This is a genomic window from Naasia aerilata (assembly GCF_030296595.1).
Lineage (GTDB): Bacteria > Actinomycetota > Actinomycetes > Actinomycetales > Microbacteriaceae > Naasia > Naasia aerilata.
The window spans coordinates 1,939,927-1,965,602 of record NZ_AP027731.1; the positions used below are offsets into that span (position 1 = coordinate 1,939,927).

At 70.6% G+C, this 25,676-nt stretch carries 19 protein-coding genes and 4 pseudogenes; 8 read left to right on the top strand and 15 right to left on the bottom strand.

Going from position 1 to position 25,676, the window contains the following annotated elements:
• Window positions 1-53: 53 nt before the first annotated feature.
• The 3 genes from QUE51_RS10180 to QUE51_RS10190 all read left to right on the top strand — a co-directional run bounded on the left by QUE51_RS10180 (window position 54) and on the right by QUE51_RS10190 (window position 4,539).
• Window positions 54-1,514: an aldehyde dehydrogenase family protein gene (locus tag QUE51_RS10180; RefSeq protein WP_286276294.1), complete on the top strand. Its 1,461-nt coding sequence runs from the start codon at window positions 54-56 to the stop codon at window positions 1,512-1,514.
• Between the two features lie 82 nt (window positions 1,515-1,596).
• Window positions 1,597-2,835: an MFS transporter gene (locus QUE51_RS10185; protein ID WP_286276295.1), complete on the top strand. Its 1,239-nt coding sequence runs from the start codon at window positions 1,597-1,599 to the stop codon at window positions 2,833-2,835.
• A gap of 36 nt (window positions 2,836-2,871) precedes the next feature.
• Window positions 2,872-4,539 (top strand): CocE/NonD family hydrolase, encoded by a 1,668-nt coding sequence (locus QUE51_RS10190; protein WP_286276296.1) that lies wholly within the window; start codon window positions 2,872-2,874, stop codon window positions 4,537-4,539.
• A 185-nt stretch (window positions 4,540-4,724) separates the two neighbouring features.
• Here the strand turns inward: QUE51_RS10190 and QUE51_RS10195 are convergent, their stop codons facing one another.
• From QUE51_RS10195 to QUE51_RS10220, 7 genes and pseudogenes are all read right to left on the bottom strand, one after another.
• Window positions 4,725-5,432, bottom strand: a complete 708-nt coding sequence (locus tag QUE51_RS10195; protein WP_286276298.1) for an endonuclease domain-containing protein — start codon at window positions 5,430-5,432, stop codon at window positions 4,725-4,727.
• Window positions 5,433-5,988: 556 nt separating this feature from the next.
• The gene (locus tag QUE51_RS18115) at window positions 5,989-7,275 is read right to left on the bottom strand and encodes an ABC transporter substrate-binding protein (protein ID WP_350226640.1); all 1,287 of its coding nucleotides are present in this window, start codon (window positions 7,273-7,275) and stop codon (window positions 5,989-5,991) included.
• A gap of 28 nt (window positions 7,276-7,303) precedes the next feature.
• Window positions 7,304-8,391: pseudogene (locus QUE51_RS18120) on the bottom strand (branched-chain amino acid ABC transporter permease).
• A gap of 85 nt (window positions 8,392-8,476) precedes the next feature.
• Window positions 8,477-9,298 (bottom strand): branched-chain amino acid ABC transporter permease, encoded by an 822-nt coding sequence (locus QUE51_RS10205; RefSeq protein WP_286276301.1) that lies wholly within the window; start codon window positions 9,296-9,298, stop codon window positions 8,477-8,479.
• 7 nt (window positions 9,299-9,305) lie between these two features.
• Window positions 9,306-10,016, bottom strand: coding sequence for an ABC transporter ATP-binding protein (locus QUE51_RS10210; protein WP_286276302.1), 711 nt, complete (start codon window positions 10,014-10,016; stop codon window positions 9,306-9,308).
• The gene (locus tag QUE51_RS10215; protein ID WP_286276303.1) at window positions 10,006-10,776 is read right to left on the bottom strand and encodes an ABC transporter ATP-binding protein; all 771 of its coding nucleotides are present in this window, start codon (window positions 10,774-10,776) and stop codon (window positions 10,006-10,008) included. Before QUE51_RS10215 ends, QUE51_RS10210 begins: the two co-directional genes overlap by 11 nt.
• A 134-nt stretch (window positions 10,777-10,910) precedes the next feature.
• The gene (locus QUE51_RS10220; protein WP_286276304.1) at window positions 10,911-11,645 is read right to left on the bottom strand and encodes an IclR family transcriptional regulator domain-containing protein; all 735 of its coding nucleotides are present in this window, start codon (window positions 11,643-11,645) and stop codon (window positions 10,911-10,913) included.
• A 105-nt stretch (window positions 11,646-11,750) separates the two neighbouring features.
• On the opposite strand from QUE51_RS10220, the gene QUE51_RS10225 reads away from it, so the two are divergent.
• Window positions 11,751-12,926, top strand: a complete 1,176-nt coding sequence (locus QUE51_RS10225; RefSeq protein ID WP_286276305.1) for an FAD-dependent monooxygenase — start codon at window positions 11,751-11,753, stop codon at window positions 12,924-12,926.
• 350 nt (window positions 12,927-13,276) lie between these two features.
• Window positions 13,277-13,849 (top strand): MarR family winged helix-turn-helix transcriptional regulator, encoded by a 573-nt coding sequence (locus QUE51_RS10230; protein ID WP_286276306.1) that lies wholly within the window; start codon window positions 13,277-13,279, stop codon window positions 13,847-13,849.
• A gap of 37 nt (window positions 13,850-13,886) precedes the next feature.
• Here the strand turns inward: QUE51_RS10230 and QUE51_RS10235 are convergent, their stop codons facing one another.
• The 4 genes and pseudogenes from QUE51_RS10235 to QUE51_RS10250 all read right to left on the bottom strand — a co-directional run bounded on the left by QUE51_RS10235 (window position 13,887) and on the right by QUE51_RS10250 (window position 18,847).
• On the bottom strand, window positions 13,887-14,966 hold the full coding sequence (locus tag QUE51_RS10235; RefSeq protein ID WP_286276307.1) for a Zn-dependent alcohol dehydrogenase: 1,080 nt from the start codon (window positions 14,964-14,966) through the stop codon (window positions 13,887-13,889).
• Window positions 14,967-15,001: 35 nt separating this feature from the next.
• Window positions 15,002-16,440: pseudogene (locus tag QUE51_RS10240) on the bottom strand (aldehyde dehydrogenase family protein).
• A gap of 44 nt (window positions 16,441-16,484) precedes the next feature.
• Complete coding sequence (gene ligM / locus QUE51_RS10245) at window positions 16,485-17,879, bottom strand: vanillate/3-O-methylgallate O-demethylase (RefSeq protein ID WP_286276308.1); 1,395 nt, start codon at window positions 17,877-17,879, stop codon at window positions 16,485-16,487.
• 197 nt (window positions 17,880-18,076) lie between these two features.
• Entirely contained in the window at window positions 18,077-18,847 is a 771-nt protein-coding gene (locus QUE51_RS10250) for an NAD(P)-dependent oxidoreductase (protein ID WP_286276309.1), read from the bottom strand.
• 87 nt (window positions 18,848-18,934) lie between these two features.
• Between QUE51_RS10250 and QUE51_RS10255 the strand changes: the two genes are divergently transcribed.
• Complete coding sequence (locus QUE51_RS10255; protein ID WP_286276311.1) at window positions 18,935-19,594, top strand: GntR family transcriptional regulator; 660 nt, start codon at window positions 18,935-18,937, stop codon at window positions 19,592-19,594.
• 21 nt (window positions 19,595-19,615) lie between these two features.
• Here the strand turns inward: QUE51_RS10255 and QUE51_RS10260 are convergent, their stop codons facing one another.
• The 4 genes and pseudogenes from QUE51_RS10260 to QUE51_RS10275 all read right to left on the bottom strand — a co-directional run bounded on the left by QUE51_RS10260 (window position 19,616) and on the right by QUE51_RS10275 (window position 22,356).
• A complete protein-coding gene (locus QUE51_RS10260; RefSeq protein WP_286279347.1) occupies window positions 19,616-20,572 on the bottom strand; it encodes a VOC family protein in 957 nt (318 codons plus the stop codon).
• Window positions 20,573-20,629: 57 nt separating this feature from the next.
• A pseudogene (locus QUE51_RS10265) lies at window positions 20,630-21,673 on the bottom strand (4-oxalomesaconate tautomerase); the annotation flags it as partial.
• 12 nt (window positions 21,674-21,685) lie between these two features.
• Window positions 21,686-22,039, bottom strand: coding sequence for an RraA family protein (locus QUE51_RS10270; RefSeq protein WP_286276313.1), 354 nt, complete (start codon window positions 22,037-22,039; stop codon window positions 21,686-21,688).
• A complete protein-coding gene (locus tag QUE51_RS10275) occupies window positions 21,937-22,356 on the bottom strand; it encodes an RraA family protein (RefSeq protein ID WP_286276314.1) in 420 nt (139 codons plus the stop codon). The genes QUE51_RS10270 and QUE51_RS10275 overlap by 103 nt, the downstream gene beginning before the upstream one ends.
• 498 nt (window positions 22,357-22,854) lie before the next feature.
• Here QUE51_RS10275 and ligM (QUE51_RS10280) point away from each other — a divergent pair.
• A pseudogene (ligM, locus tag QUE51_RS10280) lies at window positions 22,855-24,257 on the top strand (vanillate/3-O-methylgallate O-demethylase).
• Window positions 24,258-24,331: 74 nt separating this feature from the next.
• Complete coding sequence (purU, locus tag QUE51_RS10285; protein WP_286279348.1) at window positions 24,332-25,207, top strand: formyltetrahydrofolate deformylase; 876 nt, start codon at window positions 24,332-24,334, stop codon at window positions 25,205-25,207.
• Window positions 25,208-25,676: the final 469 nt, after the last annotated feature.

Consider the following 25,676-nt stretch of genomic DNA (forward strand, 5'->3'; position numbering starts at 1 on the left):
GGGCCGGTCGCCGGGCAGGATGCCCCGACCCCCGGGTATCGATGGAGGAGTCAATGACGATTGCTGAGTCCCCGGTCGCGGTCGCGACCCGGCTGTACATCGACGGCGAGGAGGTGGACGGCGGAGACGGCGTCCTCACCGTCGTCGACCCCGCACGAGGCGGCACGATCGGAACGGCCGCAGCGGCGACGCGCGAGCAGGCGCTCGACGCCGTGCGCGCGGCGAACGCGGCCTTCCCCGCCTGGGCCGCGCTGTCCCCGCAGGAGCGGGCCGCCCAGATCGACGCCGCGGTGGCGGCGATCGGCGAGCACTTCGAGGAGCACGCCGACATCCTCTCCAGGGAGAACGGGAAGGTCCTCGACGAGGCCCGCGGCGACGTGTTCGTCTTCGGCTTCCGCTGCGGGCTGGCGACGGGCCTTGCCGACCAGGTCCTCGAGACCACGACGCTCCCCGGTCCGCCGAACGAGACGATCATCAGCTACGTGCCCCGCGGCGTGGTCACGATCATCGTGCCGTTCAACTGGCCGCTCGCCATCCTCGGCGCCTCCCTGCCGTACGCGCTGGTCGCCGGGAACACCGTCATCCTCAAGCCGCCGCCCTCGGCGCCGCTCGCCACGTCGCTCCTCATCCGGCGCATGGCCGAGCACCTGCCGCCCGGCGTGCTCAACGTCGTCACGGGCAAGGACGCGGAGATCGGCGAGGCCCTCGTCTCCAATACCGACGTCTCCATGGTGCACTTCACGGGCTCCGTCCGCGGCGGCAACAAGATGATGGAGATGGCCTCCAAGTCGCTGACCAAGGTGGCGCTGGAGCTGGGCGGCAACGACGCGGCCGTCGTACTGAAGGACGCCGACCTCGGCGAGGAGGGCATCGACGCGCTCTACCACGGCATCTTCGACACCACCGGCCAGATCTGCATGGCGGCCAAGCGCGTGTACGTCGACCGCTCTCGGTACCAGGAGGTCGTCGACGGCCTCTCCCGCAAGCTCGAGCAGACCGTGCTGGGCGACGGACGGGACCCGAACACGACGATGGGGCCGCTGCACGCGCCCTCGCAGAAGAAGTTCGTGGAGGACCTGCTCAACGAGGCGCGTGAGGCCGGCGCGGAGATCCGCGAGTTCGGCGAGCTCCCCGGCGGGGAGTTCGCCGAGGGCAACTTCCTGCGGCCCTCGCTCGTGCTCGACCCCGACCCGAAGCTCCGGGTCGTGACGGAGGAGCAGTTCGGACCGACCATCCCGATCATCCCCTTCGATGACGAGGACCAGGCCATCGCGGCGGCGAACGACACCTGGGCCGGCCTCTGCGCTTCCGTGTGGACGGCCGACCGCGCGAAGGCCGCCGAGGTCGGTGCGCGGCTCCAGGCGGGCTACGTCTTCGTGAACGCGCACAGCGCGGCCGTGCTCGACCAGCGCGCGCCGTTCGGCGGCGTGAAGAGGTCGGGCCTCGGGCGCGAGATGGGAATCGAGGGACTGCGCGAGTTCATGGACACGCACAGCGTGGCCCTGCCCGCCTGACCTCGCGGACGAGTCAGCACCAGTGGCCGGGACAGCATTCGCTGTCCCGGCCCTTCCGCGCCCGGGGCGCAGAACGGATTCCATGCGCGCTGCACCTTCCCGGGCTCCCTGGCTCGTCGCCGTCGCCATCGTCGCCCTGGGGCTGATCCTCCGCGGCCCGATCATCGCGGTGGCGCCGGTCATCGGCGACATCAAGCTCGATCTCTCCTTCACCTCGGCGCAGGCCGGGCTGCTGACGAGCGTGCCCGTCCTGTGCTTCGCGCTCATCACGCCGGTGGCGTCGTTCCTCATCGCCCGGCTCGGCCCTGACCTCGCCACCACCCTCGCCATCCTCGGAGTGATCCTGGGGGCGATCGTCCGATCCGCCGGCGGCTCGGAGGCGGTGATCACCGGGACGATCCTGATGGGCGCCTTCATCACCGTGGGCAACGTCGTCGTCCCCGTGCTCATCCGCCGCGAGGTGCCGGCGGAGCGCGCGCGGCTCGCCACCGCCCTGTACACGAGTGCGCTCAACCTCGGCTCCGTCATCGGCACATTCGTGACGGCTCCGCTGGCCGAGGCGGCGGGCTGGCGGGTCTCGCTCGCCTGGTGGGCTCTCTTCGCCGCCGGGATCCTCGGGCTCTGGCTGACCGCCGAGCGGCGCCGCGCGCTCGTCCTGGAACGCGCTGCCCCGCTGTCCCGCGCGGAGCAGGAGGCCGAGGACTCGTCCGCCGGGCGGGCGGGCCGCCGGAGCGACGCCCTGACGGGCGCCCTGCTCGCGATCGCGTTCGTCGGCCAGGGCTTCGGCTACTACGGGATCACGGCATGGCTGCCCACACTGCTCCGGGACGACCTCGGCTTCGATGCGACGCAGGCCGGCTCAGCGGCCACCGTCTTCCAGCTGCTCGCCATCGCGGGGTCGATCGGCGTGCCGCTCATCTCACAGCGGGTGGGCCTGCTGCCCGTCACGGTGGCGATGTCGCTCGCCTGGCTCGTGGTCCCCGTCGGGCTCCTGCTGGCGCCCGGAGGATGGCTCCTCTGGTCGAGCGTCGGCGGCGTGGCACAGGGGGCGGGCATCACGCTGGTGTTCGTCATCATCGTCGAGATCGCCCGGAACAGCGTCCATGCGCGGCGACTGTCCGCGGTGACCCAGGGCGTCGGCTACGGCTTCGGGGGAGCGACCGCGCCGACCGTGCTCGGCGCCGTGCACGACGCGACCGGCGCATGGACCGCTCCGCTGCTGCTGGTCTTCGGCGCCCTCGTCGCCTTCGGCGTGCTCATCACCTGGACGGTGGCCCGGTCCCACCGGCGCGCGCCCGTGCCGGACGCTCTCGCCTCCTGATCCCTCCCGTCCCACCCTCCTGACCGAAAGGCGACGATGTCGAGCCCCGAGTCCCCGTACCCCCTCCGTCCGCCGCGCAGCACGCCCGAGTCGCGCAAGGGCGTCCCGCCGCAGCCGCGCACCGAGACGCGCGACGACATGATCATCGAGCGGGACGTCGAGGTGACCACCCGCGCCGGTCGCACCGTGCAGGCCGACGTGTACCGCCCCCTCGACGGGCAGCCGGTGCCGCCGCTCATCGCCTGGTCGCCGTACGGCAAGCACGACCCCGCGCCCATCGGGCAGATCTACCCCGCCAGCGGAGTGAAGCCCGAGCACATGAGCGACCTGACGACCTTCGAGGGGCCCGACCCCGTCTACTGGGTGCCGCGAGGCTACGCCCTCGTCATCGCCGACATCCCGGGCACGTGGTACGCGAAGGGGCCGGCCAGCTACCTGTCACCGGAGGAGGCCGCGGACTACCACGACCTCGTGGAGTGGGCCGGCACGCAGGAGTGGAGCAACGGGAAGGTGGGCCTGACCGGCGTCTCGTACCTCACGTCCTCGCAGTGGCGCGTGGCCGCCACCAACCCGCCGCACCTCGCCGCCATCAACCCCTGGGAGGGCTGGTCGGACACCTACCGCGAGGTCGCGCGCCACGGCGGTATCCCGGAGACCTCATTCTGGCCGTACATCTGGGAGCGCTGGGGCGCCTCCACCGGGCCGATCGAGGACCTGGAGGCGGAGACGCGCGAGCATCCCTTCTTCGACGAGTTCTGGGCGTCGAAGGCGGCCGACCTCGAGGCCATCACCGTGCCCGCGTTCGTGGTCGCGAGCTGGACCGACCAGGGGCTGCATACGCGCGGCACGCTTGAGGGGTTCCGGAGGATCTCGTCCTCCCAGAAGTGGCTCTACGTGCACGGCCGCAAGAAGTGGGCCGAGTACTACCTCCCGGAGAACGTGGAGAAGCAGGCGGCCTTCTTCGACCACTTCCTCAAGGGCATCGAGAACGAGGTGGAGAGCTGGCCGCCCGTCCTCGCCGAAGTCCGCACGGACTACTACGAGGGCGAGTTCGTCGAGGCCGAGTCGTGGCCGCTGCCCGACGTCGAATACCGCGAGCTGCACCTCGACGCGGCGACCGGGACACTCGTGACCGACGCGCCCGCGGACGAGGCCACGGCCACGTACCACGGCCTCGGCGACCCGTTCGCGCCCGAGCGCCTCGTCTTCGAGCACCGGTTCGACGAGGAGACCGACATCGTCGGGCACAGCCGCGCGGTGCTTCACATGTCGGCGCCGAAGGCGGACGACATGGACGTGTTCCTCGGCCTGTTCAAGCGCGACGCGGGCGGGCGCATCGTGCCCTTCCCGTACTTCGCCCAGTTCGAGGACGGCCCAGTCGCGCTGGGCTGGATCCGCGCCTCCCACCGCGAGCTCGACGAGGAGAAGTCGACGCCGTTCCTGCCGGTGCTCGCCCACCGCAGGGCGCTGCCCCTCGAGGCGGACGGCCCCACGCGGCTCGAGATCGAGATCCTCCCGTCGGGCACGCGCTTCGCGGCGGGCGACAGCCTCGTCCTGGTGATCCAGGGCTACGACATCAAGCACTACCGGAAGCCGCTCGTCTACTCGCGCCACGAGACCGACATCAACACCGGCCCGCAGCTCCTGCACACCGGGGGAGCCCACGACTCCTACCTGGTGCTCCCGATCCGCCCGCGCTCGTAGACCCCGCGAGGTGGCACTTGTTGCTGCCACCTCGCCCGGGAAACGACAACAAGTGCCACCTCGTGCGCTCGTGGGCGGGGAGCGCCGCGCCTCTCGCTAGGGGTCGCCGCACTCCCACTCGGCGAGGTGGCACTTGTTGCTGCCACCTCGCCCCGGAAACGACAACTGCTGCCACCTCGCGGAGCTCAGCGGCCCGCCAGAGCGGAGCGGACCCGGGCAAGCACCGCCTGAGGGTCAGCCAGATGGTCCCGGAGCACCCTGATGACCCGCCAGCCCTCGTCAGTCAGCCTCTCGAGGCGGTCGACGTCGCGCTCGTACTGGGCCCGGTCGCTCCGGTGCTGGTCTCCGTCGTACTCCACGACCACCCGCTCCTTCTCGTACATCAGGTCGCCTCGCGCGAGGAAGCGGCCGTGCCGGTCGTAGATGTTCACGTTCAGCGCCGGCTCAGGAAGCCCGGCCCGCCCGAGAAGCAGCCGGAGCTTCGTCTCCATCGGAGACTCGGAGCCCACCCGGATCAGCTGCAGCGCTTCCCGCAGCGCCACCGCCCCTCGACTTCCTCCAGCCCCGGGAAGCAGGGCGGCGAGATCCTGCAACGTGCAGAGCGGCGCATCCCTCGCCACGAGGGCGTCGCCAAGGATCACCAAGTTGTCGACCGACAGCGTGGAGGCGAGTTGGCGCAGCGTGTGGGCGGGCGCGGTGACCTGCCAACCCCGGCGCATCACGGTTTCCGTGCTGCCAAGCGTTGCGTGGTGCCCGACGATCCCCTCCACGCGTGGTGCGCGCTCCGGTTTCCACACGCAGACGTGGAGCGGCTCCTCCTCCTCGCGGCCGGGAAGTGGGAGGCCGTGAATCCGCGCCGCGGTCTGGTGGCTGAAGAACGCCCACGGCGCCATGACGGCGCTGTAAGCCGTGCATCGCTCGAGCACGGATCTCCCGGGAACGCGCTGCAGGCGGACTCCGCGGTACGGCGCCGCGAGGTCTCTGCCTCGCAGCCGCCCAGTCCCAACCCCGCGGGCGGAGGCGTCGCGCACCCGGAACGGCTCATCGGCCCACTCCGGAAGGGGGCTTCTCGGTTTCGGCATGCGGGGAAGGGTGCCGCATCGGCGTCATCCGCGCCGAGCGCGTCCACAGGGCGCCGCGAGGTGGCACTTGGTGCTCTTTCCCGGGCGAGGTGGCAGCAACAAGTGCCACCTCGGCGGACGAGGGACGACGAGGAAACGCGCGGCGCGAGGTGGCAGTAGGCGCTCTTTCGCGCGCGAGGTGGCAGCAACAAGTGCCACCTCGCCGGGAACACGCGAGACGGCGAGGTCACGCCCGGCGCGAGGTGGCACTAGGTGCTCGTTCCGGGGCGAGGTGGCAGCAACAAGTGCCACCTCGGCGAGGAGGGGAGCGGGATGCACGAAGGCCCGGCCCCCGAAGGGACCGGGCCTCAGTGCTGGGCGGGAGTCGTCAGCCGACGACCTCCACGTTGGCGTAGCCGTTGCCGTTGAACTTCTGCAGCGAGACGGTCTGCACGGCCGGCGAGCCCTTGACGGTGGTGTCGATGGGGCCGAACGCGAAGTCCGTCTTGAGCCCCTTGATCGACGTCAGCGCCTCGTAGAACGACTCGCGGGTCGGCTCCTTCATGTTCTTGAAGGCCTCCTCCAGGATCTGCGCGGCGGTCCAGGACCACACGCAGTGCGGGAACGACTTGCCGTCCTGCTCGTGCCCGGTGACGTACTTTGCGATCGCGTCGAAGTACTTCTTGCCGGCCTCCGACTCCGCGAACGGCGGGGCGGCGGCGGCCTGGGCGAAGCCGGCGGCGTAGACACCCGTGAAGGTGTCGGCGGCGACGCCGGCGGGCTTCAGGATTCCACCGGGCGACGCGGTGTTCGACGGGAGGAACAGGGTGGGCTTCCAGCCGAGCGACGCCACCTTCTGGAGGTCGGCGATCGCGAGCGGGGTGATCGACACGGCGTGGAACAGGACGTCCGCACCGGTGGCCTGCAGCTCCGTGATCTGGCCCTCGAGGCTGGTGGCGCTCGGCTCGTAGCTGAGCTCCTTCACGACCTCGATGTTCTTGCTGCCCTTGATCGCGTCCTTGAAGCCCTGCGAGTAGCCCTTGCCATAGTCGTCGTTCTGGAAGAGGATGCCGACCTTGTGGGCCTGCCCGTCCGCCGCCAGTGCCTTGCCGAACGCGGCGCCCTCCTGCTGGTACGTCGGCACGAGGCCGAGCGTGAGGTAGCCGTCCTCGCGGTTGCTGAAGATTGGGTCACCCGTCATGACGAGGACCTGCGGGAAGCCCTCCTCGGCCGCGGCGTCGCGCCAGGCGCGGTTCGTCGGGGTGCCGAGGCTGAGTGCGGCGCCGAAGACGCCGTCCGCGACCATCTGCTGGAAGTTGCCGACCGCCTTCTCGGGGTCGTACTGGTCGTCGTACTCCTTGAGCTCGACGGTGCGGGTCTTGCCGTCGCCGAACTCGAAGCCGCCCTCGTCGTTCTTCATCCCGAAGTACGCGATGGCGCCGTCGGCGGTGCAGTTGCCGGGGCCGGCGGTGTTGCCGGTCAGCGGCGTGGAGATGCCGAGCGTCAGGTGGTCGTCGGTGATGCCGGGGGAGGGTTCGGCAGCAGCAGCGGAGCCGCTGGCTCCGCTCTTGGGCGGCGCTTCGGCGGCGCGGCCGCAGCCGCTGAGCACGAGCGCAAGCACACCGGCCGACGCGGCGAGCGTGAGAACACGCTTGCCGGTAGCTGTGGTCTTCATGTGGTGCCTCTCCTTCGAGGGATGGATGTCACTTCTTGGTTTCTTCGAGAGCCGGCTCAGCAGTGCTGGAGCCGACGTTGTGCCCGCCGCGTCGGCGTCGCGCGAGACGCGCGAGGACGCGGGGAAGACTGGCGAGCCCGCCTGGCAGCAGGAAGAGCACGAGCAGGATGACGACGCCTTCGACGATGGTGGTCGCCGCCGGGTTGATCGAGTTCGTGATCTGCGGGACGAGGACGTAGAAGAGGCCGCCGAGGATGGAGCCGACGATGCTGCCCGCGCCGCCGACGATGACCGCGATGACCAGCTCGATCGAGTGGGCGAAGGACAGCGTCTCGCTCGAGGTGTACTGCAGGGCGACGACGTAGAGGAAGCCGGCGCCGCCGCCGAACACCGAGGCGATCGTGAAGGCGAGTACCTTGTAGCGGTAGGGGAGATGCCCATCGAGCCCGCGACGGCCTCGTTCTCCTTCACGATGGCGAAGGCGCGCCCGTACTTGCCGCGCACGAGGAAGAACGCGAGCGCGAAGAAGATCGCGGCGATGACGAAGACTAGGTAGTACTGCCACTGGTCGTCGGCGAGGCCCGTCCAGGACGGCGCCGCGAACGGGTTGCCCTTGTAGGTGTTGCCGTCCGAGGCGACGTAGTCCAGGCGCCGGACGGAGACCCTCGTTGCCGCCGGTGATGTCGGAGAACCGCTTGGAGAGGGGTCGCCGACGATCGGCAGCGCGATCGTCACCATGGCGAGCGCGAGCCCGCGGAGGCGCACCGCGGCGAGGGCGACGAGAAGGCCGACGAGGCCCGGGATGACGATCGCGAGCACGAAGCCGAGCACGATGGCGCCCTCGGCCAGGCTGCCGCCCCAGAGTGCGCGGATCGGGATGATGGCGCAGTACGCGCCCAGGCCGACGAAGAAGATGTGGCCGAGGGACACCTGACCCGTGTAGCCCATCACGATGTTGAGGCCCAGCACCGCGACCGCGAAGACGGCGACGCGGGTGAGCGTCTGGTTCGTGAACTCGGTCGCCGACAGCGGGATCACGAGGAGGATGACCGCGACGATCGCGGCGAGCACCCACTTCACCCAGGTCTTGCGGAGGAGCTCCCGAACCGCACTCATACGCGGACCACCAACTTCCGGCCGAAGAGACCCTGGGGTCGCAGGATGAGAACGACGAAGAGCAGGATGAACGGCACGGCGATCTTCAGGTCGTGGCCGATCCAGGAGACATAGGTGCCGGCGAGGTTCTCGAGCACCGCGATCGCGAGGGCCGCGACGACCGCGCCGACGGGGAGTCGACCCCGCCGATGATGACCGCCGCGAGCGCGTAGACGAGGATCGCGTCGAAGTTGCCCGGGTTGAGCTGCGCCTTGGCGGCGAGCAGGATGCCGGCGATGGTGCCGAGCGCGGCGGCGAGGCCCCAGCCGATCATGAGCATCCGGCCGACGCGGATGCCGGACAGTGCCGACGAGTTCGGGTTGTCCGCGACCGCGCGGAGGCCGAGGCCGACCTTCGTCCGGGTGAACAGCAGCTGCAGCACGATCATCAGTGCGACGATCGTGAGGAAGGTCGTCAGCGACCAGAGGCTGATCGCAATGCCGCCCACGGTGAAGCTCAGTCCGGTGTTGAAGAAGAACGGGTACGGCAGGAAGTTGTAGCCCCAGATGAGCGCGATGATGCCCGTGATGAGGGTGAGCAGGCCGATCGTCGCGACGACCTTCGTATCCTCCTCGCCGCCCTGGAAGCGCCGCATGACGAAGCGCTCGATCAGAGCGCCGAGACCGAACGAGGCGGCCACGGCGACGATGATGCCGATCAGCACACCGAGGATCAGGTTGGTCGGCACCAGCAGGTTCCCGACCGACATCCCGATGTAGGAGCCGAGGACGGCCATGCCGCCCTGGGCGAAGTTGATGAGCCCCGTCGCCTGGTTCACGAGGACGATGGCGAGCGCCAGAGCCGCGTACAGCGAGCCTTGGGCCAGCCCGTCGGCGACGAGCTGCACGAAGGTGCCGAAACCGTTCATCTCCCTCTCACCCTCCCAGGTACGCTCTGCGGATCTCGTCGTTGCCGCGCAGCTCGGCCGTCGACCCGGTGAGGACGCTGCGCCCCGTCTCGAGAACGACGGCGCTGTCGACGACCGAGAACGCGAGGTTCGCGTTCTGCTCGACGACGAGCATCGAGATCCCCGTCTCGTCCCGCAGCCGGGCGATCGCGGTGTAGACCGTCTTCGCCGTCGACGGGGCGAGGCCGAGGGACGGCTCGTCGAGGACGAGGAGCGTGGGCTTGGCCATGAACGCTCGGCCGATCGCCATCATCTGCTGCTCACCGCCGGACAGGGCGGAGCCGTTCGACCCGTACCGGCGCTCCAGGTTGGGGAAGAGGTCGAGGAGGAACGCGATGTCCGACTCGATGCCGGCGCGGTCCTTGCGGAGGTAGGCGCCGACGCGGAGGTTCTCCTGAACCGTGAGGTTCGCGAGCGCCCCGCGCCCTTCCGGCACGTGGGCGATGCCGAGCGCCGCCACGAGCTCCGGGCGCTTGCCGCGGATGTCGTTGCCCTTGAACCGGATGGACCCGGACGGGACGCGCACGGTTCCACTGATCGCGCGCAGCGTCGTGGTCTTGCCCGCGCCGTTCGCCCCGAGGATGCCGACCGCCGATCCCTCGGGGACCGAGAGCGAGACGTCCTCGAGGACCTGGACAGGGCCGTACGCGGCGGCGACGTGCTCGAGCTCAAGCAGCATCCGGAGCCCCCAGGTACGCCTCGATGACCCGCGGGTCCGCCTGGGCCGACGCCGCGGTGCCCTCCATGAGCTTCTTGCCGTGGTCGAGCACGAGCACGCGGTCGGTGACCTGGGAGATGACCGACATGTTGTGCTCGACGACGACCACGGTGATGCCCTCGGCACGCAGCGACTTGACGGTGGCGATGAAGTGCTGGACCTCGCCGTGGCTGAGACCCGCGGCGGGCTCGTCGAGCAGCAGGATCCCGGGGTGGAGCATGAGGGCCCGCGCGAGCTCGATCGACTTGTGCAGGCCGTGGCTCAGCTCGTCGGCCGCGACATCGGCGGCCCAGCGGAGGCCCACCCGGTCGAGCCAGTCGAGCGCCTCGGCGCGCTGGTCGCGCTCGGACCGCGCGGTCTTCGGCAGGCGCACCGCCCAGGCGAGGGCCGTGCCGGGCTGGCGGGTGTGCCCGCCGAGCAGGACGTTCTCGAGGACGGTCGCCTCGAGCTGCAGCGCCGGGTGCTGGAATGTGCGGGCCAGTCCGTGCTTGGCGAGCTTGGCGGGAACGAGGCCGAGGACCTCCTCGCCGTCGATCTTGATCGAGCCCGCGCTGGGCCGGTAGTGGCCGGAGATGCAGTTGAAGAGGCTCGTCTTTCCTGCTCCGTTGGGCCCCACGAGCCCGAAGACGCTGCCGGCTTCCACGTCGAAGCCGACCTCCTCGAGGACGTGCACGCCGCCGAACGACAGGCTGACGCGCTCGAGTGTCAGTCGAGCACCCATTGCCCCTCCTTGTGGTTCATGCGTCCTTGCATGCGAGCCCTCCCGCCGGCTCGGGGCCCCTGGGGGCAGAGCGGTTGACGGGATTGTCGACAATAGCGAGCACGATCCTAACCGCATCGACTGCCGTCCTGGCCTCATAGCATCCGCCCTAATTGCGTGGCGCGGCGCCGGAGCGCGGGCAGGAATTGCTCGACCATCCGTTCGGTCGTCGCTCGCGCCGTGACGGCGCTGACCGACATGGCCGCGACGAGCCCGCCGGAGGAGTCGACGACGGGCACGGCGATCGCCCGCAGGCCCAACTCGTACTCCTGGTCGGAGAGGGAGAAGCCGTCGCGGCGCGCGAGCGCGATCGCCTCGATGGCGTCGGCCGGGAGGGAGGAGAGCTCCTCCTCGGGAAGGCCCGCGAGGAGCACCCGGCCGACCGCGGTGCGGATCGCCGGCAGCCGGCCGCCGACGCGCAGGCCGGTCGCGACGAGGTGCTCGGCCTCCACGCGGGCGATGAAGAGGACGGCATCGCCGTCGAGCACGGACAGGCTCGACGACTCGTTCAGCTCGTCCCGCAGCTCCGCGAGGAGCGGCTGGGCGAAGACCGGAAGCGGATCGGTGAGCGTGTATGCGAAGGCGAGGCGGGCGAACCGCGGGGTCGGCCGGTAGAACTTGCCGTCGTAGCTGAGGTAGCCCATCTGCTCGAGCGTGCGCATGCAGCGGCGGGCTGCGGCGGGAGCGATCTCGGCGAGCCGGGCCGCCTCGGTGACCGTGAGACGGGGGTGTTCGCGGTCGAAGCACTCGATGACGGCGAGGCCCTTGGCGAGGCCGCCCATGCCCTCGCTGAGGTCTTCCGTGGTGCCCGGTTCGGTCGTTTGCATCATTGCGAGGCCGATCGTACGCTATGCGAAGAGTATTCGGCACTCGAAAACTGCCCTCGTTCTGGCGCATTCGGGTCGTCGACCGGCACCGGTCAAGGGAGACACTTCGTGCGAGTCGCAATCGTCGGCGGAGGTATCGGCGGGCTCACGGCGGCCATCGCCCTGCGCAAGGTCGGGATCGACGCCGTCGTCTACGAGCAGGCGAGCCGACTCGGCGAGGTAGGCGCCGGCATCGGCGTCGCACCGAACGGACTGCGCGCCTACGAAGGCCTCGGCCTGCGGCCCGCGATCGAGGAGGTCGCGGCTCGGTACGGCGACGGCTCGGTGTACTACCGGGCCGATGGCGGCCTCATCGGCGACATGACGACCGCGGACAGCTCAGGTCGCTACTTCACGCTCGGGCTGCACCGGGCGGACCTGGTCGGGGTTCTTACGAGTGCGCTCCCCGCCGAGGCGGTGCGCACCGGGTCCCGGCTCACCCGGCTGGTCGACCGCGGAGCGGAGGTGGAGCTCGCCTTCGAGGACGGCAGCGCGACCGCCGACGTCGTCGTGGGCGCCGACGGGATACACTCCGTCGTCCGCGAGGTGGTCACCTCACCCGCCGAGCCCGTGCCCTCCGGCTCCATCGCCTACCGCGGGCTCGTCCCGGCGGAGAGCCTGCCCGACTGGCCGAATGGCATCGCGCAGCTCTGGATGGGCGACGGGAAGCACTTCCTCACCTATCCGGTGCGGCGCGGCGAGTTCGTCAACTACGTGGGGTTCGTCCCGAGCGACGAGCGCCTCAAGGAGTCCTGGTCCGCGCCGGGCAGCGTGGAGTCGCTGCGTGCCGACTTCGCCGGGTGGGACCCCCGCGTGGAAGGCCTGCTGGAGCAGGTCGAGCAGACCTTCTGGTGGGGCCTCTACGACCGCGAGCCGCTCGACCGCTGGTCCCGCGGCCGGATCACGCTCCTCGGGGACGCCGCGCACGCGATGCTGCCGCACCTCGGCCAGGGCGCGAACCAGGCGGTCGAGGACGGGATCACCCTCGCAACCCTCCTCGAGGGCGTCGACGGCTCGGACACCTCTGCCGTGGCGGAGGCGCTGCTGCGGTACGAGCGGGTCCGGCTGGAGCGCACGACGACGGTGCAGCGCGGCGCCCGCGACAACGGCCGGCGGTACGACTCGGGCTACGAGGATCTGGGCGTGCGGGACGCGGAGATCAAGGATTCCCGGTCCTTCCGTCTCGGGCTCTACGACTTCGATGCGGCAGCGGTGGCGAGGGCCTCGGCGGTCCCGCTCAGCTAGTCTCGGGGCCGTGACCGGGAGCTGCGCGTGACGAATCCCCGTCCGGCGGCGGCCGGCGCTCTCCAGTCCGAGCTCGACCGGTCCCTGGGCCACCTGATCAGGCGCGCCCAGCGCATCCACACGGCGATCTGGGCCTCCCGCGTCTATCCGGGGCTCACGAGCGCCCAGTACGCCGTGCTCACCGTGGTGGCGGGCTATCCGCAGTCGAGTCAGGGAGCGCTCGGTGACGTCGCCTCCCTCGACAAGTCGACCACCGCGGACGTCGCGTCGCGGCTGACGCGGAACGCCTGGCTGCGGCCCGAGCTCGAGACGGGCCGGGGAGGGCGCACGCGCTCACCCAGCCCGCCGAAGTGGCGCTCGCGGTCATCACCGAGCAGGTCCGCGGCGTCCAGGCGGAACTCCTGGAGCCGGTGCCCGCCGACGCCCGCGACGAGCTCGTCGGTCTGCTGGCGCGCATCGCCTATCCGGACGGCGACCCGGTGCCGCCCCCGCCCGCCGACGGCGTGCCCGTCCTCGGCTGCGGGGAGGCGCTCACCCATCTGCTGCGGCGCGCCGAGCGGCGCAGCCAGCGCATCTGGGCGCGGGTGGTGGGCCGCGACGTCACGGCGGCGCAGTACGCGGTCTTCTGCGCGATCGGGGACGAGCGCCTCGACCAGCGGACGATCGCCGGCCTCGCGTCCATCGACACCTCGAATGCGGGCGACGTCGTCGCCCGGCTCGCGGAACGGGGGCTCGTCTCCATCGAGCGCCCGGAGAGCGACCGCCGCCGCACGCTCGTCGGGCTCACCCCAGCCGCGTTCGCGCTGCTCGCCGACCTGACCCCGAAGGCGGAGCTGGTCCACCAGGAGCTGCGGTCGCCGCTGCCGGCCGGTGAGGCCGATCGGCTGCACGACCTCATGCACCTCCTCGCCTACCGGCGCTGAGGTCCGCGCGACCCGTCGTGAGTCGCGCGGCCCGGCGTCAGAAGGTGACGACGCCCCGGATGACCTCGCCCGCCTCGAGCTCGTCGAAGGCGCGTGCGAGGTCTCCGAGCCCGTACCGATGGGTGATGAGCCCCTCGGCGTCGAACCGCCCGGCGGCGATGAGGTCGGCGAAGACCTGGAAGCCCGAGGCGACCTGGGTCGAGCCGTAGTACGAGCCGACGATCGACTTCTCCGCCCGGAAGAAGTCCGTCGCCGGAAGGTCGATCCGGGCGTCGGGGGAGGGAATCCCGACGGTGATGACCTCGCCGCCCCGGCGTGCGCTCTCGTAGGCGTCCGTGACCGTCTGCATCCGGCCGACCACCTCGAAGGCGTAGTCGACGCCGCGCCCCGAGGTGAGGTCCTTCACCTGCTCCGCGGTGGGGCCCTGGCCCGGGTCGACCGTGTCGGTCGCCCCGTTGCGGAGGCTCACCTCGCGCTTGAAAGGGGTGGGGTCGACCGCGATGATCCGAGCCGCGCCCGCGATCCGCGCGCCCTGGATCAGCGACTGTCCGACGCCGCCGCACCCGATGACCGCGACCGTGCTGCCGGGCTGGACCTTGGCGGTCCACAGGGCCGCGCCCGCGCCCGTGGAGATCCCGCAGCCGATGAGGGCGAGCTGTTCGGCGGGAAGGTCGGAGTCGACCTTCACCGCCAGCCGGGAATCCATGACCATCTGCTCGGCGAAGGCGCCGAGGCCGAGCATCGAGGTGACGGCGTCGCCCGAGGCGGTCCGCGCCCGGGTCACGCCGCGCACCGACCAGGTCTCCGCGCAGAGATGCGACTGGCCGCGAAGGCACCAGAAGCACTGCTTGCAGTGCGGCACCAGGCTGCCGATGATGCGGTCGCCCACTCGCAGCCCCCGCACGTCGGCGCCGACCTCGGTCACGACCCCGGCGACCTCGTGGCCGAGAATGGTCGGGTTCTCGAGGCCGAGGTAGCCCCGCAGGCCGGAGATGTCGCTGTGGCAGACGCCGGCGGCCTCGACCGAGACGACGATGTCGTTCGCTCCAGGCGGCTCGGGCGTGACGTCCTCGATGTCGAGCGGCAGTCCGAGGCCGTGCATGATGGCGGCTTGCATGAGATGGGGCCTTCCTCGCGGTCGAGTGGTGCCGGTCAGAGCGACGTCTTGATGAAGACGGCCTGAGGCTCGGTGAAGAACTCGCGGCTGAAGTTGCCGCCCTCGCGTCCGACGCCCGAGAAGCCGGGACCGCCGATCGGCGCTCGGAGGTCGCGCACCTGGTAGCAGTTCGCCCACACCGTGCCCGTCCTGAGATAGGACGCGGCGGTGTGGATGCGTGCCGCCGACTCGGAGAAGAGGGTCGCTGCGAGGCCGTAGTCGGTGTCGTTCGCGAGCGCGATGCCGTCCTCGAAGTCGTCGAAGGTCGTCACCGTGGCCATCGGCCCGAACACCTCCTCGCGCCACACTCTGCCGGTCGGCGAGACGTCCGCCACGATCGTCGGCGTGAAGGTCCACCCTCGCCGGGGCCGCCGGTGAGGACCGTGCCGCCCTCGTCGGCGGCGAGGGCGAAGTAGTCGGAGACCCGGTCGAACTGCTTCTTCGACGCGAGCGGCCCGAGGTCCGTCTGCGGATCGAGCGGATCGCCGACCCGGAGCGCCGCGGCCTGCTCGGCGAAGCGGCTCAGGAAGGAGTCGTAGACGCCGCGCTGCACCAGCACACGCGTGCCGGCGAGGCAGACCTGACCGGTGTTGTTGAACACCGCGCGGGCCGCAGTGGCCGCGGCGAGGTCGAGGTCGGCGTCGTCGAAGATGATCGACGCGCCCTTCCCGCCCAGCTCGAGCGTGGCCGGCACCAGGTTCTGCGCCGCCGCGACTCCGACGAGACGGCCGACCGCGGTCGACCCCGTGAAGGTGATGCGATCGATGCCGGGGGAGTGGATGAGCGCGTCGCCCACGACGGCACCGGAGCCCTGGACCACGTTGAGCACGCCGGCCGGCCAGCCGGCCTCGAGCGCGTACTTCGCGATGAGGTAGGCCGACGTGGGGCTGTCCTCCGCCGGCTTCCACACCACGGTGTTGCCCCACGCGAGCGCGGCCGCGATCTTCCAGACGCCCAGCATGAGCGGGTGGTTCCACGGCGAGATCGCGAGCACCACTCCCGCGGGGCGGTATGCGGTGAAGGAGTGGAAGTCGGCGCCCATCGGGTACGTCTCGCTCGTCGCGAGCGCCATGTGGTCGCCGAAGAACCGGATCATGGCGACCGCGCGAGGCACGTCGAAGCCCCGCGCCGCGGTGAGCGGCCGCCCCATGTCGAAGGTGTCGGCCTGGGCGAGCTCGTCGGCGTGCAGCTCCATGCGGTCGGCCAGCGCGTGCATGAGGGCACCGCGCTGACGCTCCGGGAGCCGCGACCAGGCGCCGCCGTCGAACGCCGCACGGGCCGCGGCGACCGCATCCGCTGCCTCCTGCACGTCACCGGCCGCGATCGTGCCCTGGACGGCCTGCGTCCACGGATTGACGTTGTCGAGGGTGCCGTCGGCGCGCGATGCGCGCTCCTGACCGCCGATCAGGTGGGGGACGAAGTCGAGAGCTGGCATGAGCGCCTCCTGGTGGTCGTGGGCCGTCTGCCGGCGGTCCGGGCTCAGTTCTTGTTCCAGCGTGCGCCCTCGTACCCGCTCCGCGTATCGGCGGAGTAGGGGGCGGGACGCACGGTGGCACGGATGGTGGTCTGTTCGTGCGGCTCGAGGACGACGAGCCCCTCGCCGCCGTTCGGCTCGCCCCAGACCAGCTCGACCTCGTCGCCGATCTCCACACCGGGATCGAGGGCGGCCAGGGAGAGCGCGCGGCGCTCGTTGTAGGAGTATGAGGTGTAGGTCGAGAGGCCGACGAGCCGCCCGTCCTTGGTGACGGAGTCGAAGTTCGCGGTGCCGTACGTGGCGTTCGGCAGGTCGAAGAACTTGTAGACCGGGCCGTCCGGGGAGAAGAGGGACCGGTAGACGCGGGCGATGTCGTCGGCGTTCCACTCGAGCGTGAGCTTGCGACGCTGCGTCGCCGGGTCGACGGCCTCGAGCGCCTCGCGCCCCACGAAGTCGTGGTCGAACTTGATGAGCTTGCCGTAGCCGAGGTCCCAGGGCCGGAGGTAGTAGTCCTCGATGCGGTCCGACTCGAAGCTGCCCGTGATCGACCCGACGGCCTCGAAGCCGTCGGCGGGCAGCCACTTGCGGTAGTCGGCCATCGCCTCGCTCGTGTAGATCGGCGGGACCGGGGAGGGGATCCAGCCCACCTCGCCGCTCACCGAGGGGTAGGCGCGCGAGCCGACGCTGAGGATGCCGAACTCCTCGCCGGCGGCGAGGATCGCGTCGCGGATCCGGTCGTAGAGGTCGTAGGGCCCCCACAGCTCCAGACCGGGCTGGCCGGCGACGCCGTGACGAAGCGTCCGCACACGGATGCCGTCGATGGTCATCCAGCCCATGCGGAAGAACTTGGCCTGCTCGATGGGGCCGCCGTTGACCTTCTCGAGGAGCTGCCAGGCGAGGGGGCCCTGGACCTCGAAGCGGAAGAGCTCACGCGTCACGGGACCGGTCGGGCGCGAGGGCGAGCGGTTGTCGGTGCGCGTCTCGACGTCGTACCCGCCGGTCTCGACCTGGAAGTCGAGCCAGTGCGCCGTCGGGATCCTGCCGACGAAGATGAACTCGTCCTCCGCCTCGCGGAAGAGGATGCCGTCGCCCAGCACGTTGCCGTCGTGGCCTGTGGCGGTGAACTGCTTGGCCCGGTTGACGTCGAAGTCGGCGACCGAGCCGATCCCCGTCTCCGAGACGAGGCGGACCGCGTCCTTGCCCTTGATGAAGTAGTTGACCATGTGGTGGCTCTGGTCGAAGAACGCGACGCCCGTGCGCCACGCGCGCTGCTCCGCCTGCCAGTTGGTGAACTCGGCGGGAACGACCGGATAGACGTGCTTGCCGACCTTCGAGGCCCGGAAGTGGCCGACGAGGTCGTCGGTCCCGTCGATCAAGTCCTGCAGGCTCTGGGCGACCATCGTCGTCGTTCCTTCCTCCGCGCCGTCGCGGAAGGGTCTGGTGCTACGCCGTCGAGATCGTACGTATGCGGATTGAGGGGAGTCTAGGTGGGGATCCGGGGCCGGTCAAGGAAGGCACGGGCACGGGGTCGTCCCGAGATCCGCCGCCTGCGCCGCACCGTCGATCTCGTGGTCGGGATGCGCATGAACCGACCTCGTCAGAGCTCCCCGGACGCGATCGCGTGCAGCCAGCGGACGGTGGATGCGGTCATCCAGGCGGGGGAGTCGAGGGAGCCGAGGAAGCCCTCGACGTCCCGCATCTCGTGCTCGCGCCGCTCCGCGTGCTGCCGCGTGCCGCTGACCAGTCGCTCGACCAGCGCGGCGCCGTCGGGCCCGAGCTCGCCGGCGATCTGGTCGCGGATCCACTCGCCGGAGCCCAGTCTCTCGGCAGCGGTGACGCTCTCGAAGATGAGCGCGGCGAGACCCTTCATGAAGATGCTCCGGAGGAGCTTGAGCCCTGCGGCGTCGCCCGCCTCCGGGCCGGCGACGGTCACGGGGACCCCGAGGCCGGACCAGAGCTCGCGGAGGCGCGCGGCGCCCGGCCCGCTGACGAGCAGCGGGGTGAGCTCGGCGGCGCGCGGCACCGGCGCCATGATCGCGACATCGGCGAAGGCGACCCCGGCCGCCTCGGCCTCGGCGGCCATGCGGCGCTTGTCCTCGGGGGATCCGGTGTTCATGTCGGCGAAGACGGCCCCGGGCGCCAGGTGCGCCAGCACGGAGCGGGCGACGGCCGGGGCGGCGGAGGCGCCGACCAGGCTCGCGACCACGTCCGCGTCGCGCACGGCCGACGGGGCGTCCGCCGCGAGGCCGACCCCCTCGGGAGCGACGGAGACGGCCGGGTCGAACCCGATCACCGTGGCCCCGCGTGCCGCGAAGCCCTGCGCATACAGCGAACCGGCTTCCCCCAGCCCCAGCACTGCGACCCGCACTCGTGCTCCTTCGCTCGGGGCGATTGTAGACAGAATCGGCGCCCAGAGGACTCCGGGCGGGCATACTGGTCGGGTTGAGGAGGACTCATGACCGACGTGCTGGAGACTCAGACGGCCAAGGGACCGACCGTCGCCGAGTTGACCGCGGCGATCCGTCAGGCGATCGTCGACGGCGACTTCGCCCCCAATCAGCGGCTCATCGAGGCCGATCTCAGCGCCTCCTTCGGTGCGAGCCGGGCCGCGGTCCGCACGGCCCTGTTCGAGCTCGCCAATGACGGCCTGATCGACCGGCTGCCCAACCGCGGCTCGCGGGTCCGCGCCATCACCCTCGACGAGGCGATCGAGATCCTCGAGGTCCGCATCGGGCTCGAGTGCCTGTGCGCCGAGAAGGCCGCCCAGAACGCAACGGATGCGGAGATCGCCGAGTTCAAGCGCCTGCGTCGCGATCTCCTGGAGGCCGTCGCCGCCGGGGACCTGCTCGGCTACTCGCGGCTCAACCAGCTGCTCGACGAGCGCATCCGGGACCTGAGCTCGCACGAGACCGCGGTGGCGATCCTCGAGCGTCTGCACGCCCAGAGCGTGCGTCACCAGTTCCGCCTCGCCTTCCAGCCCGGCCGGGCAGCGGTCTCCGCGGGCGAGCATGTCGCGATCCTCGACGCCGTGATCGCGCGCGACCCGGCTGCCGCCGTTCAGGCGACGCGGGACCACCTGCTGAGCGTCATCAGCGCCCTGCGCTCGCTCAGCTGATCCCGCGCCGCCTGCGGGCGGTCACTCGTCGACGGGCGGCGTCCCGTGCGTGTGGAACGTGGAGATCGTCTTCATGCCCCATGCCTGGCCCTTGGCGCGCTCGGCCTCGGTCCAGGTCACGGTCTTCCAGTCGGGGGCAAGGATGACGCGGGCGCCCGCGTTCGCGAACTCGATGCGGTTGCCGCCGGGCTCGTAGACGTAGAGGAAGAACGTCTGCTGGATCGCGTGCTTGTGCGGTCCCGACTCGATGTGGATGCCGTTCTCCAGGAAGATGTCCGCGGCCTTGAGGATGTCCTCGCGCGTGTCGGTCGCGAACGCGATGTGGTGGAGCCGCCCGTTGCTTCCGGTCCAGTCGCCCGAGTACACGAGGTCGTAGGTCTTGTTGGTGAAGTGGAACCACTGGGCCGAGATGACCCCGGTGTCCAGCTGGATCTGCTCGGTCGCCTCGCCACCAAGGACCTCGTTCACGAAGCGGCCGTTCTCCTCGACGTCCTTGCCGAGGTAGTTGATGTGGTCGAGCCGGCGGGCGTTCACGCCGCGCCCCGGGAACTTGTCGGCCTGGTTCTTGAGCGCCGGCTTCGCGTCCTCGGGAGCCTCGAACCACTCGGTGTCGTAGTAGAGCTCCATGGCGTGCCCGTCGGGGTCGGTGAACGCGTAGCTGCGCCCGACGCCCTGCTCGCCGTCCTTCCAGCCGATGCCGCGTCCCGCCGCCTCGATGGCCGCGACTCGGCGCTCGAGGGCCTCCGGGCTCGCCGCGCGGAGCGCGACCCGGCCGACGCCGGACTTGGGCGCCGACGTGAGCTTGATCGTGTACCGCTCGTAGTCGTCCCAGGCGTGCAGGAAGACGGAGTCGCCCTCGGCGGCGACCTCCCGGAAGGCGAGCAGCTCGGTGAAGAACCATCGGCTCCGATCGAAGTCGGACGTCAGCAGCTCGACGTGGCCGATGTGGGCGATGTCGAGGAATCCAGGGCCTCTCATGGCGCTCCTTTGCGTAGGGGTGGGACGGGGATCAGGGGGATCGGGGAAGACGACGCCGTCGAACAGCTTGCGCGCGGTCCGGAAGACGACGGACGAGGCGATGTCGGTGGTGCCGGGGACGAAGTCGATGCGGATGTCCATGTGGCCGGTCGGGTGCTCGATCCGGAACGGGGCCCCGTCCGCCGGGAGGTTCGCGAGGTCGTGCCCGACGGCACCCTCGATGGCGATTCCGGCGGCGACCGTCTGCGCGCCCAGCACACCGATCGAGGTGTGCACCCGGATCGGGAGGAAGCTGCGGGTGGAGATCGTTCCACCCGCGGACGGAGCGGAGAGCAGCACCATCTTCGGGACGGTCGCCTCCGAGACGTCGCCCATCCCCATGAGCTCGGCCGCGGCGAAGCGGATGGCGCGGAGGCGTGCCTGCAGGGACTCGTCGCTCTCGAGGTCGGCGGGATCCTCGGTCCCCTCGACGCCCAGGTCGGCGGCCGCGAGCAGCACGGAGGGCATGCCGTTGTCCACGCACGTCACGCGCACCCTCCACCAGGTCGGTCACGTTGCCGGTGGGCAGCAGGGCGCCGGTCGTCCCGCCCGCGGTGTCCGAGAAGGCGAGCTCGATGGGGGCGGCCGTGCCGGGGACGCCGTCGATCGCCAGATCGCCGGAGTATCGGGGGCGACCACCCGGTGTGGGGAAGGTCGCGACCACCGTGCTGTCGGTGTTCACCATGCGGATGCGCACCGTCGTCGACTCCCCTGGGGCTCGACGAGTCCGCGCTCCACGGCGAACGGTCCGATCCCCGCGAGGATGTTGCCGCAGTTCTGCGAGTCGGTCACCACCGGCTCGTCCACGACGACCTGGAGGAAGAGGTAGTCGACGTCGGTGTCGCCGCCCTCGGAACGCGAGACGACGCCGACCTTGCTCGTCAGCGGGTGGGCGCCGCCGATGCCGTCGATCTGCCGCTCGTCGGGACTGCCCATGACGCGCAGGAGCAGGTCATCCCGCTCGGAGCGCTCCTGCGGAAGGTCCTCGGCCAGGAAGTAGGCGCCCTTCGACGTGCCGCCGCGCATGAGCATGCAGCGGATGCCGTCAGCCTCGTCGAGCATGATCCTCCGCCGTCACGTACTCCACGCCGAGCTCGGCGAGGACCCCGCGGAGCTTGTTGCGGTCGAGGCTGAGCTCGCCCCCTGGTAGGCCTCGCGCGAGGCCGCCTCCTTCTCGGTGCGGGACCGCGAGGCGGTCAGCGCGCTCTCGATCGAGTCCCGGGGAACGCAGAGCACGCCGTCGTCGTCGGCGACGATGGCGTCACCCGGACGCACGGTCACGCCGCCGACCACGATGGGCACGTTGACGGAGCCCGCTGTCGCCTTCACGGTGCCCTGCGCGTTCTGCGCACCCGCCCAGACGGGGAAGCCGAGCCGGCGGAGGTCCGAGACGTCGCGGACGCCGCCCGTGGTGACGAGGCCGCGCACGCCGCGGGCGAGGAGGGCGGTCGCGAAGAGCTCGCCGAACGACCCGTCGAGGGAGGGGAGACGGTGGTGACCACGAGCACGTCGCCGGGCCGGCACTGCTCCACCGCGGCATGGATCATCAGGTTGTCGCCGGGCCAGCACAGAACGGTGACCGCGGATCCGGCGATGCGGGCATCCTGCTGAATCGGGCGGACGATCGGGCCGACCATCCCGCTGCGGCCCATGGCCTCGTGCACGGTGGCGACCCCGAACTCGGCCAGCTCGTCGAGCTGCTCCTGCGGGGGCCGGGGGACGTCGGTCACGACGACGGGCTTCAAGCGCGCACCTCCGTTTGTAGGGGAGCGACCGCGCGGTCGCGACCCGTGGGTGCGTGCGTCGTCGCTTCTGGGCCCAGTCGACCACCCGCTCGCCCCAGTGTCAACAATCCTGTCCACCATCCGCGAGCGGTCGAACTTTTCGCATCATGCGTAACGGGGGCTGATGCGCGCCAGGATTGTCGGCAATCCGTTGACCGTGCCCATCGATCGGCATACGTTGCCAATGTCGAGCCCGGCAAGGGCCGGTCGGTGGACGAAGGAGTTCCGGTTGGGTGTGTGCGAAGTCCGAGCAGGCTGCGGCCACTCGCTTTCCGCATCTCTGACTGCCGCCCCGTCGCTCGCCCCCGCGCACCGCGCCGTCCGCCTCTCGCCGGCCGCCTCCGTGCGTCGATCCGATTCGCCGCGCTCGTGCACGTCTCCGTTTCCGAGCGCCGCCCGCGCCTGAACCTCGTGCCCTCGGGCACGCGTCCCACCCCACCATCGAAAGGAAAGAGAACGATGAGCAGCCCCAGCAATCTCCAGGAACTCCTCGACCAGACGGGCAATCCGGTCGACCTGCTCCGCAACTCCAAGATCGGCGCGTACATCTATCCCGTCGTGCCGGCGGAGTTCACCAACTGGCAGCGCGAGCAGCGCGCGTGGCGCGAGACCGCGGTCCTCTTCGACCAGTCGCACCACATGGACAACCTGATCATCCGCGGCAAGGACGCCCTCAAGCTGCTTCAGGACACGGCCATCAACTCGGTCGCGAACTTCCCGGTCGGCATGGCCAAGCAGCTCGTCCCCGTCGCCTCCAACGGCGGCGTCGTGGGCGACGGCATCCTCTTCCACGAGATCGAGGAGAGTACGTCTACGTCGGCCGTGCCCCCGTGTCGAACTGGCTCCTCTTCCACGGTGAGAAGAGCGGCTACGACGTCGACATCGAGGTCGACCGCCGCTCGCCCGGCCGCCCCTACGGCAAGGCCGTGAGCCGCAAGTACTGGCGCCTCCAGATCCAGGGCCCGAACGCCTGGCCGATCATCGAGAAGCTGCAGGGCGGCACCGTCGAGCAGGTCAAGTTCTTCCGCATGGGCAAGCTCACGATCGACGGCACCGAGGTCAGCACCCTCCGTCACGGCATGGCCGGCGCGCCGGGCCTCGAGCTCTGGGGCCCCTACGAGGACGCCGAGCGCATCCGCAACGCCATCCTCGAGGCCGGCCGCGAGTTCGGGCTCGAGCCCGTGGGCTCCCGCGCCTACTCGTCGAACACGCTCGAGTCCGGCTGGATCCCGTCGCCGCTGCCCGCGGTCTACTCGAGCGAGGCCGAGCGCGCCTACCGCGAGTGGCTGCCCGTCGACAGCTACGAGGCCACCAACGCGCTCGCCGGCTCGTTCGTCTCCGACAACATCGAGGACTACTACCTCAACCCCTGGGAGCTCGGCTACGGCAGCTTCGTGAAGTTCGACCACGACTTCATCGGCCGCGACGCGCTCGAGAAGATCGACCCCGCCACGCAGCGCCGCAAGGTGACGCTCGCCTGGAACGCCGAGGACCTGGGCAAGGTCATGACGTCGCTCCTGGACGTCGAGGGACCGGGCAACCAGTTCTTCAACCTGCCCAACGCGAACTACGGCTCGTCGAACTTCGACTCCGTCATCGACGCCAATGGCAAGATCGTGGGCGCCTCTCTCTTCACCGGCTACAGCGCCAACGAGCGGCGCGGACTGTCGCTCGCCACGGTCGACCCGGACGTCGAGATCGGCACCGAGCTCCGCGTGCTGTGGGGCGAGGACCCGAACACGGAGAAGACGTCCGCCAACCCGCACACGCAGGCCGAGGTGCGCGTCGTCGTGAGCCCGGTGCCCTACTCGGTCACCGCTCGCAACGAGTACCACGGCGGCTGGCGCAGCGCGAACGCCTGATCCACGGAACCGATCGAGGAGGACGAGTGAGCACCAGTACGACACCCGGCACCGACAGCTCGGAGCAGCGGCGGATCGCCGCGGCGAGCGATCCCGCGGACAGCGTCCGCCTGCTCATCAGCGGAGAGGATCGCCCGGGGATCGTGGCCGCAGTGTCGACGCTGCTGCAGGAGGCCGGGGCGAACATCAGCTCCCTCGACCAGTACTCGACCGACCCGGAAGGCGGCCGCTTCTACCAGCGGACCGTCTTCCACCTCGACGGCTTCTCGGCGGCGCGACCGGAGCTCGAGCGCAAGCTCGATGAGCGGCTCGCCACGGGTCTGGGACTCACCTGGAGTCTCAGGCCCGTGGCCCAGCTCAAGCGCGTCGCGATCTTCGCGTCGAAGTCGGACCACTGCCTGCTCGACCTGCTCTGGCGGCACCGCCGGGGCGAGCTCCCCATGACGGTCTCCATGGTGATCTCGAACCACGCCGACCTGGCCGAGGAGGTGCGGCCCTTCAACATCCCGTACTTCTACGTGCCGGTGGACAAGAGCGACCGCCAGGCTGCCGAGCGGCGGCACCTGGAGCTGCTGCGCGGGAACGTCGACCTCGTCGTCCTCGCGCGGTACATGCAGATCATCACGGGCGACTTCCTCCGCGAGGTGGAGGTGCCGGTGATCAACATCCACCACTCCTTCCTGCCCGCGTTCATCGGCGCCGGCCCGTACGCGAAGGCGAAGCAGCGGGGCGTGAAGCTGATCGGCGCCACGGCCCACTACGTGACCGAGGACCTCGACGAGGGCCCGATCATCGAGCAGGACGTCGTGCGGGTCAAGCACTCGGACACGGCAGCGGACCTGCAGCGCCGGGGTGCGGACGTGGAGCGCCAGGTGCTGGCCCGCGCAGTCGAGTGGCACTGCGAGGACCGCGTCGCCCGCGACGGCAACACGACGGTCATCTTCCTGTAAGGGGCGGGCCGCCGCGAGGTGGCACTAGGTGCTCCCTCAGCGCCGAGGTGGCAGCAACAACTGCCACCTCGGGGTGCGCCCCGCTGCGAGTCGCCGGGGCGAGGTGGCACTTGGTGCTGCTTCAGCGCCGAGGTGGCAGCAACAACTGCCACCTCGGCGGGTGGGATTGCGCCCTGACGCGGGAGGACGACCCCAGGGGCGCCGCGACGTCGAGGGGTTCCCCGACGGCTGAAGACGAGAAGTCGGGCGGGCGCGAGCTCACCCGCTTCCTTCGGTGAGACGGCCGAAGCGCGCCGAGCGCGCCCTTTCGCACCGAGCGCGCCCCCTCTTCGCCGAGCGCACCCCGTGCCGCCGAGCGCACCTCGTATACGGGGTGCGCTCGGTATTTCAGGGCGCGCTCGACGCGGGGGAGGCGCGCTCGGTGCTTCGGGGTGCGCTCGGCGACGCTGGAACGCGACTCGGCAGCGGT

What these genes read in the sequence shown, in the direction of transcription:
- QUE51_RS10180 (WP_286276294.1), top strand. Translation starts at nt 54, where the DNA reads ATGACGATTGCTGAGTCCCCGGTCGCGGTCGCGACCCGGCTGTACATC.
- QUE51_RS10185 (WP_286276295.1), top strand. Translation starts at nt 1,597, where the DNA reads ATGCGCGCTGCACCTTCCCGGGCTCCCTGGCTCGTCGCCGTCGCCATC.
- QUE51_RS10190 (WP_286276296.1), top strand. Translation starts at nt 2,872, where the DNA reads ATGTCGAGCCCCGAGTCCCCGTACCCCCTCCGTCCGCCGCGCAGCACG.
- QUE51_RS10195 (WP_286276298.1), bottom strand. Translation starts at nt 5,432, where the DNA reads ATGGCGCCGTGGGCGTTCTTCAGCCACCAGACCGCGGCGCGGATTCAC.
- QUE51_RS18115 (WP_350226640.1), bottom strand. Translation starts at nt 7,275, where the DNA reads ATGAAGACCACAGCTACCGGCAAGCGTGTTCTCACGCTCGCCGCGTCG.
- QUE51_RS10205 (WP_286276301.1), bottom strand. Translation starts at nt 9,298, where the DNA reads ATGAACGGTTTCGGCACCTTCGTGCAGCTCGTCGCCGACGGGCTGGCC.
- QUE51_RS10210 (WP_286276302.1), bottom strand. Translation starts at nt 10,016, where the DNA reads ATGCTGCTTGAGCTCGAGCACGTCGCCGCCGCGTACGGCCCTGTCCAG.
- QUE51_RS10215 (WP_286276303.1), bottom strand. Translation starts at nt 10,776, where the DNA reads ATGGGTGCTCGACTGACACTCGAGCGCGTCAGCCTGTCGTTCGGCGGC.
- QUE51_RS10220 (WP_286276304.1), bottom strand. Translation starts at nt 11,645, where the DNA reads ATGATGCAAACGACCGAACCGGGCACCACGGAAGACCTCAGCGAGGGC.
- QUE51_RS10235 (WP_286276307.1), bottom strand. Translation starts at nt 14,966, where the DNA reads ATGCAAGCCGCCATCATGCACGGCCTCGGACTGCCGCTCGACATCGAG.
- ligM (WP_286276308.1), bottom strand. Translation starts at nt 17,879, where the DNA reads ATGGTCGCCCAGAGCCTGCAGGACTTGATCGACGGGACCGACGACCTC.
- QUE51_RS10255 (WP_286276311.1), top strand. Translation starts at nt 18,935, where the DNA reads ATGACCGACGTGCTGGAGACTCAGACGGCCAAGGGACCGACCGTCGCC.
- QUE51_RS10260 (WP_286279347.1), bottom strand. Translation starts at nt 20,572, where the DNA reads ATGAGAGGCCCTGGATTCCTCGACATCGCCCACATCGGCCACGTCGAG.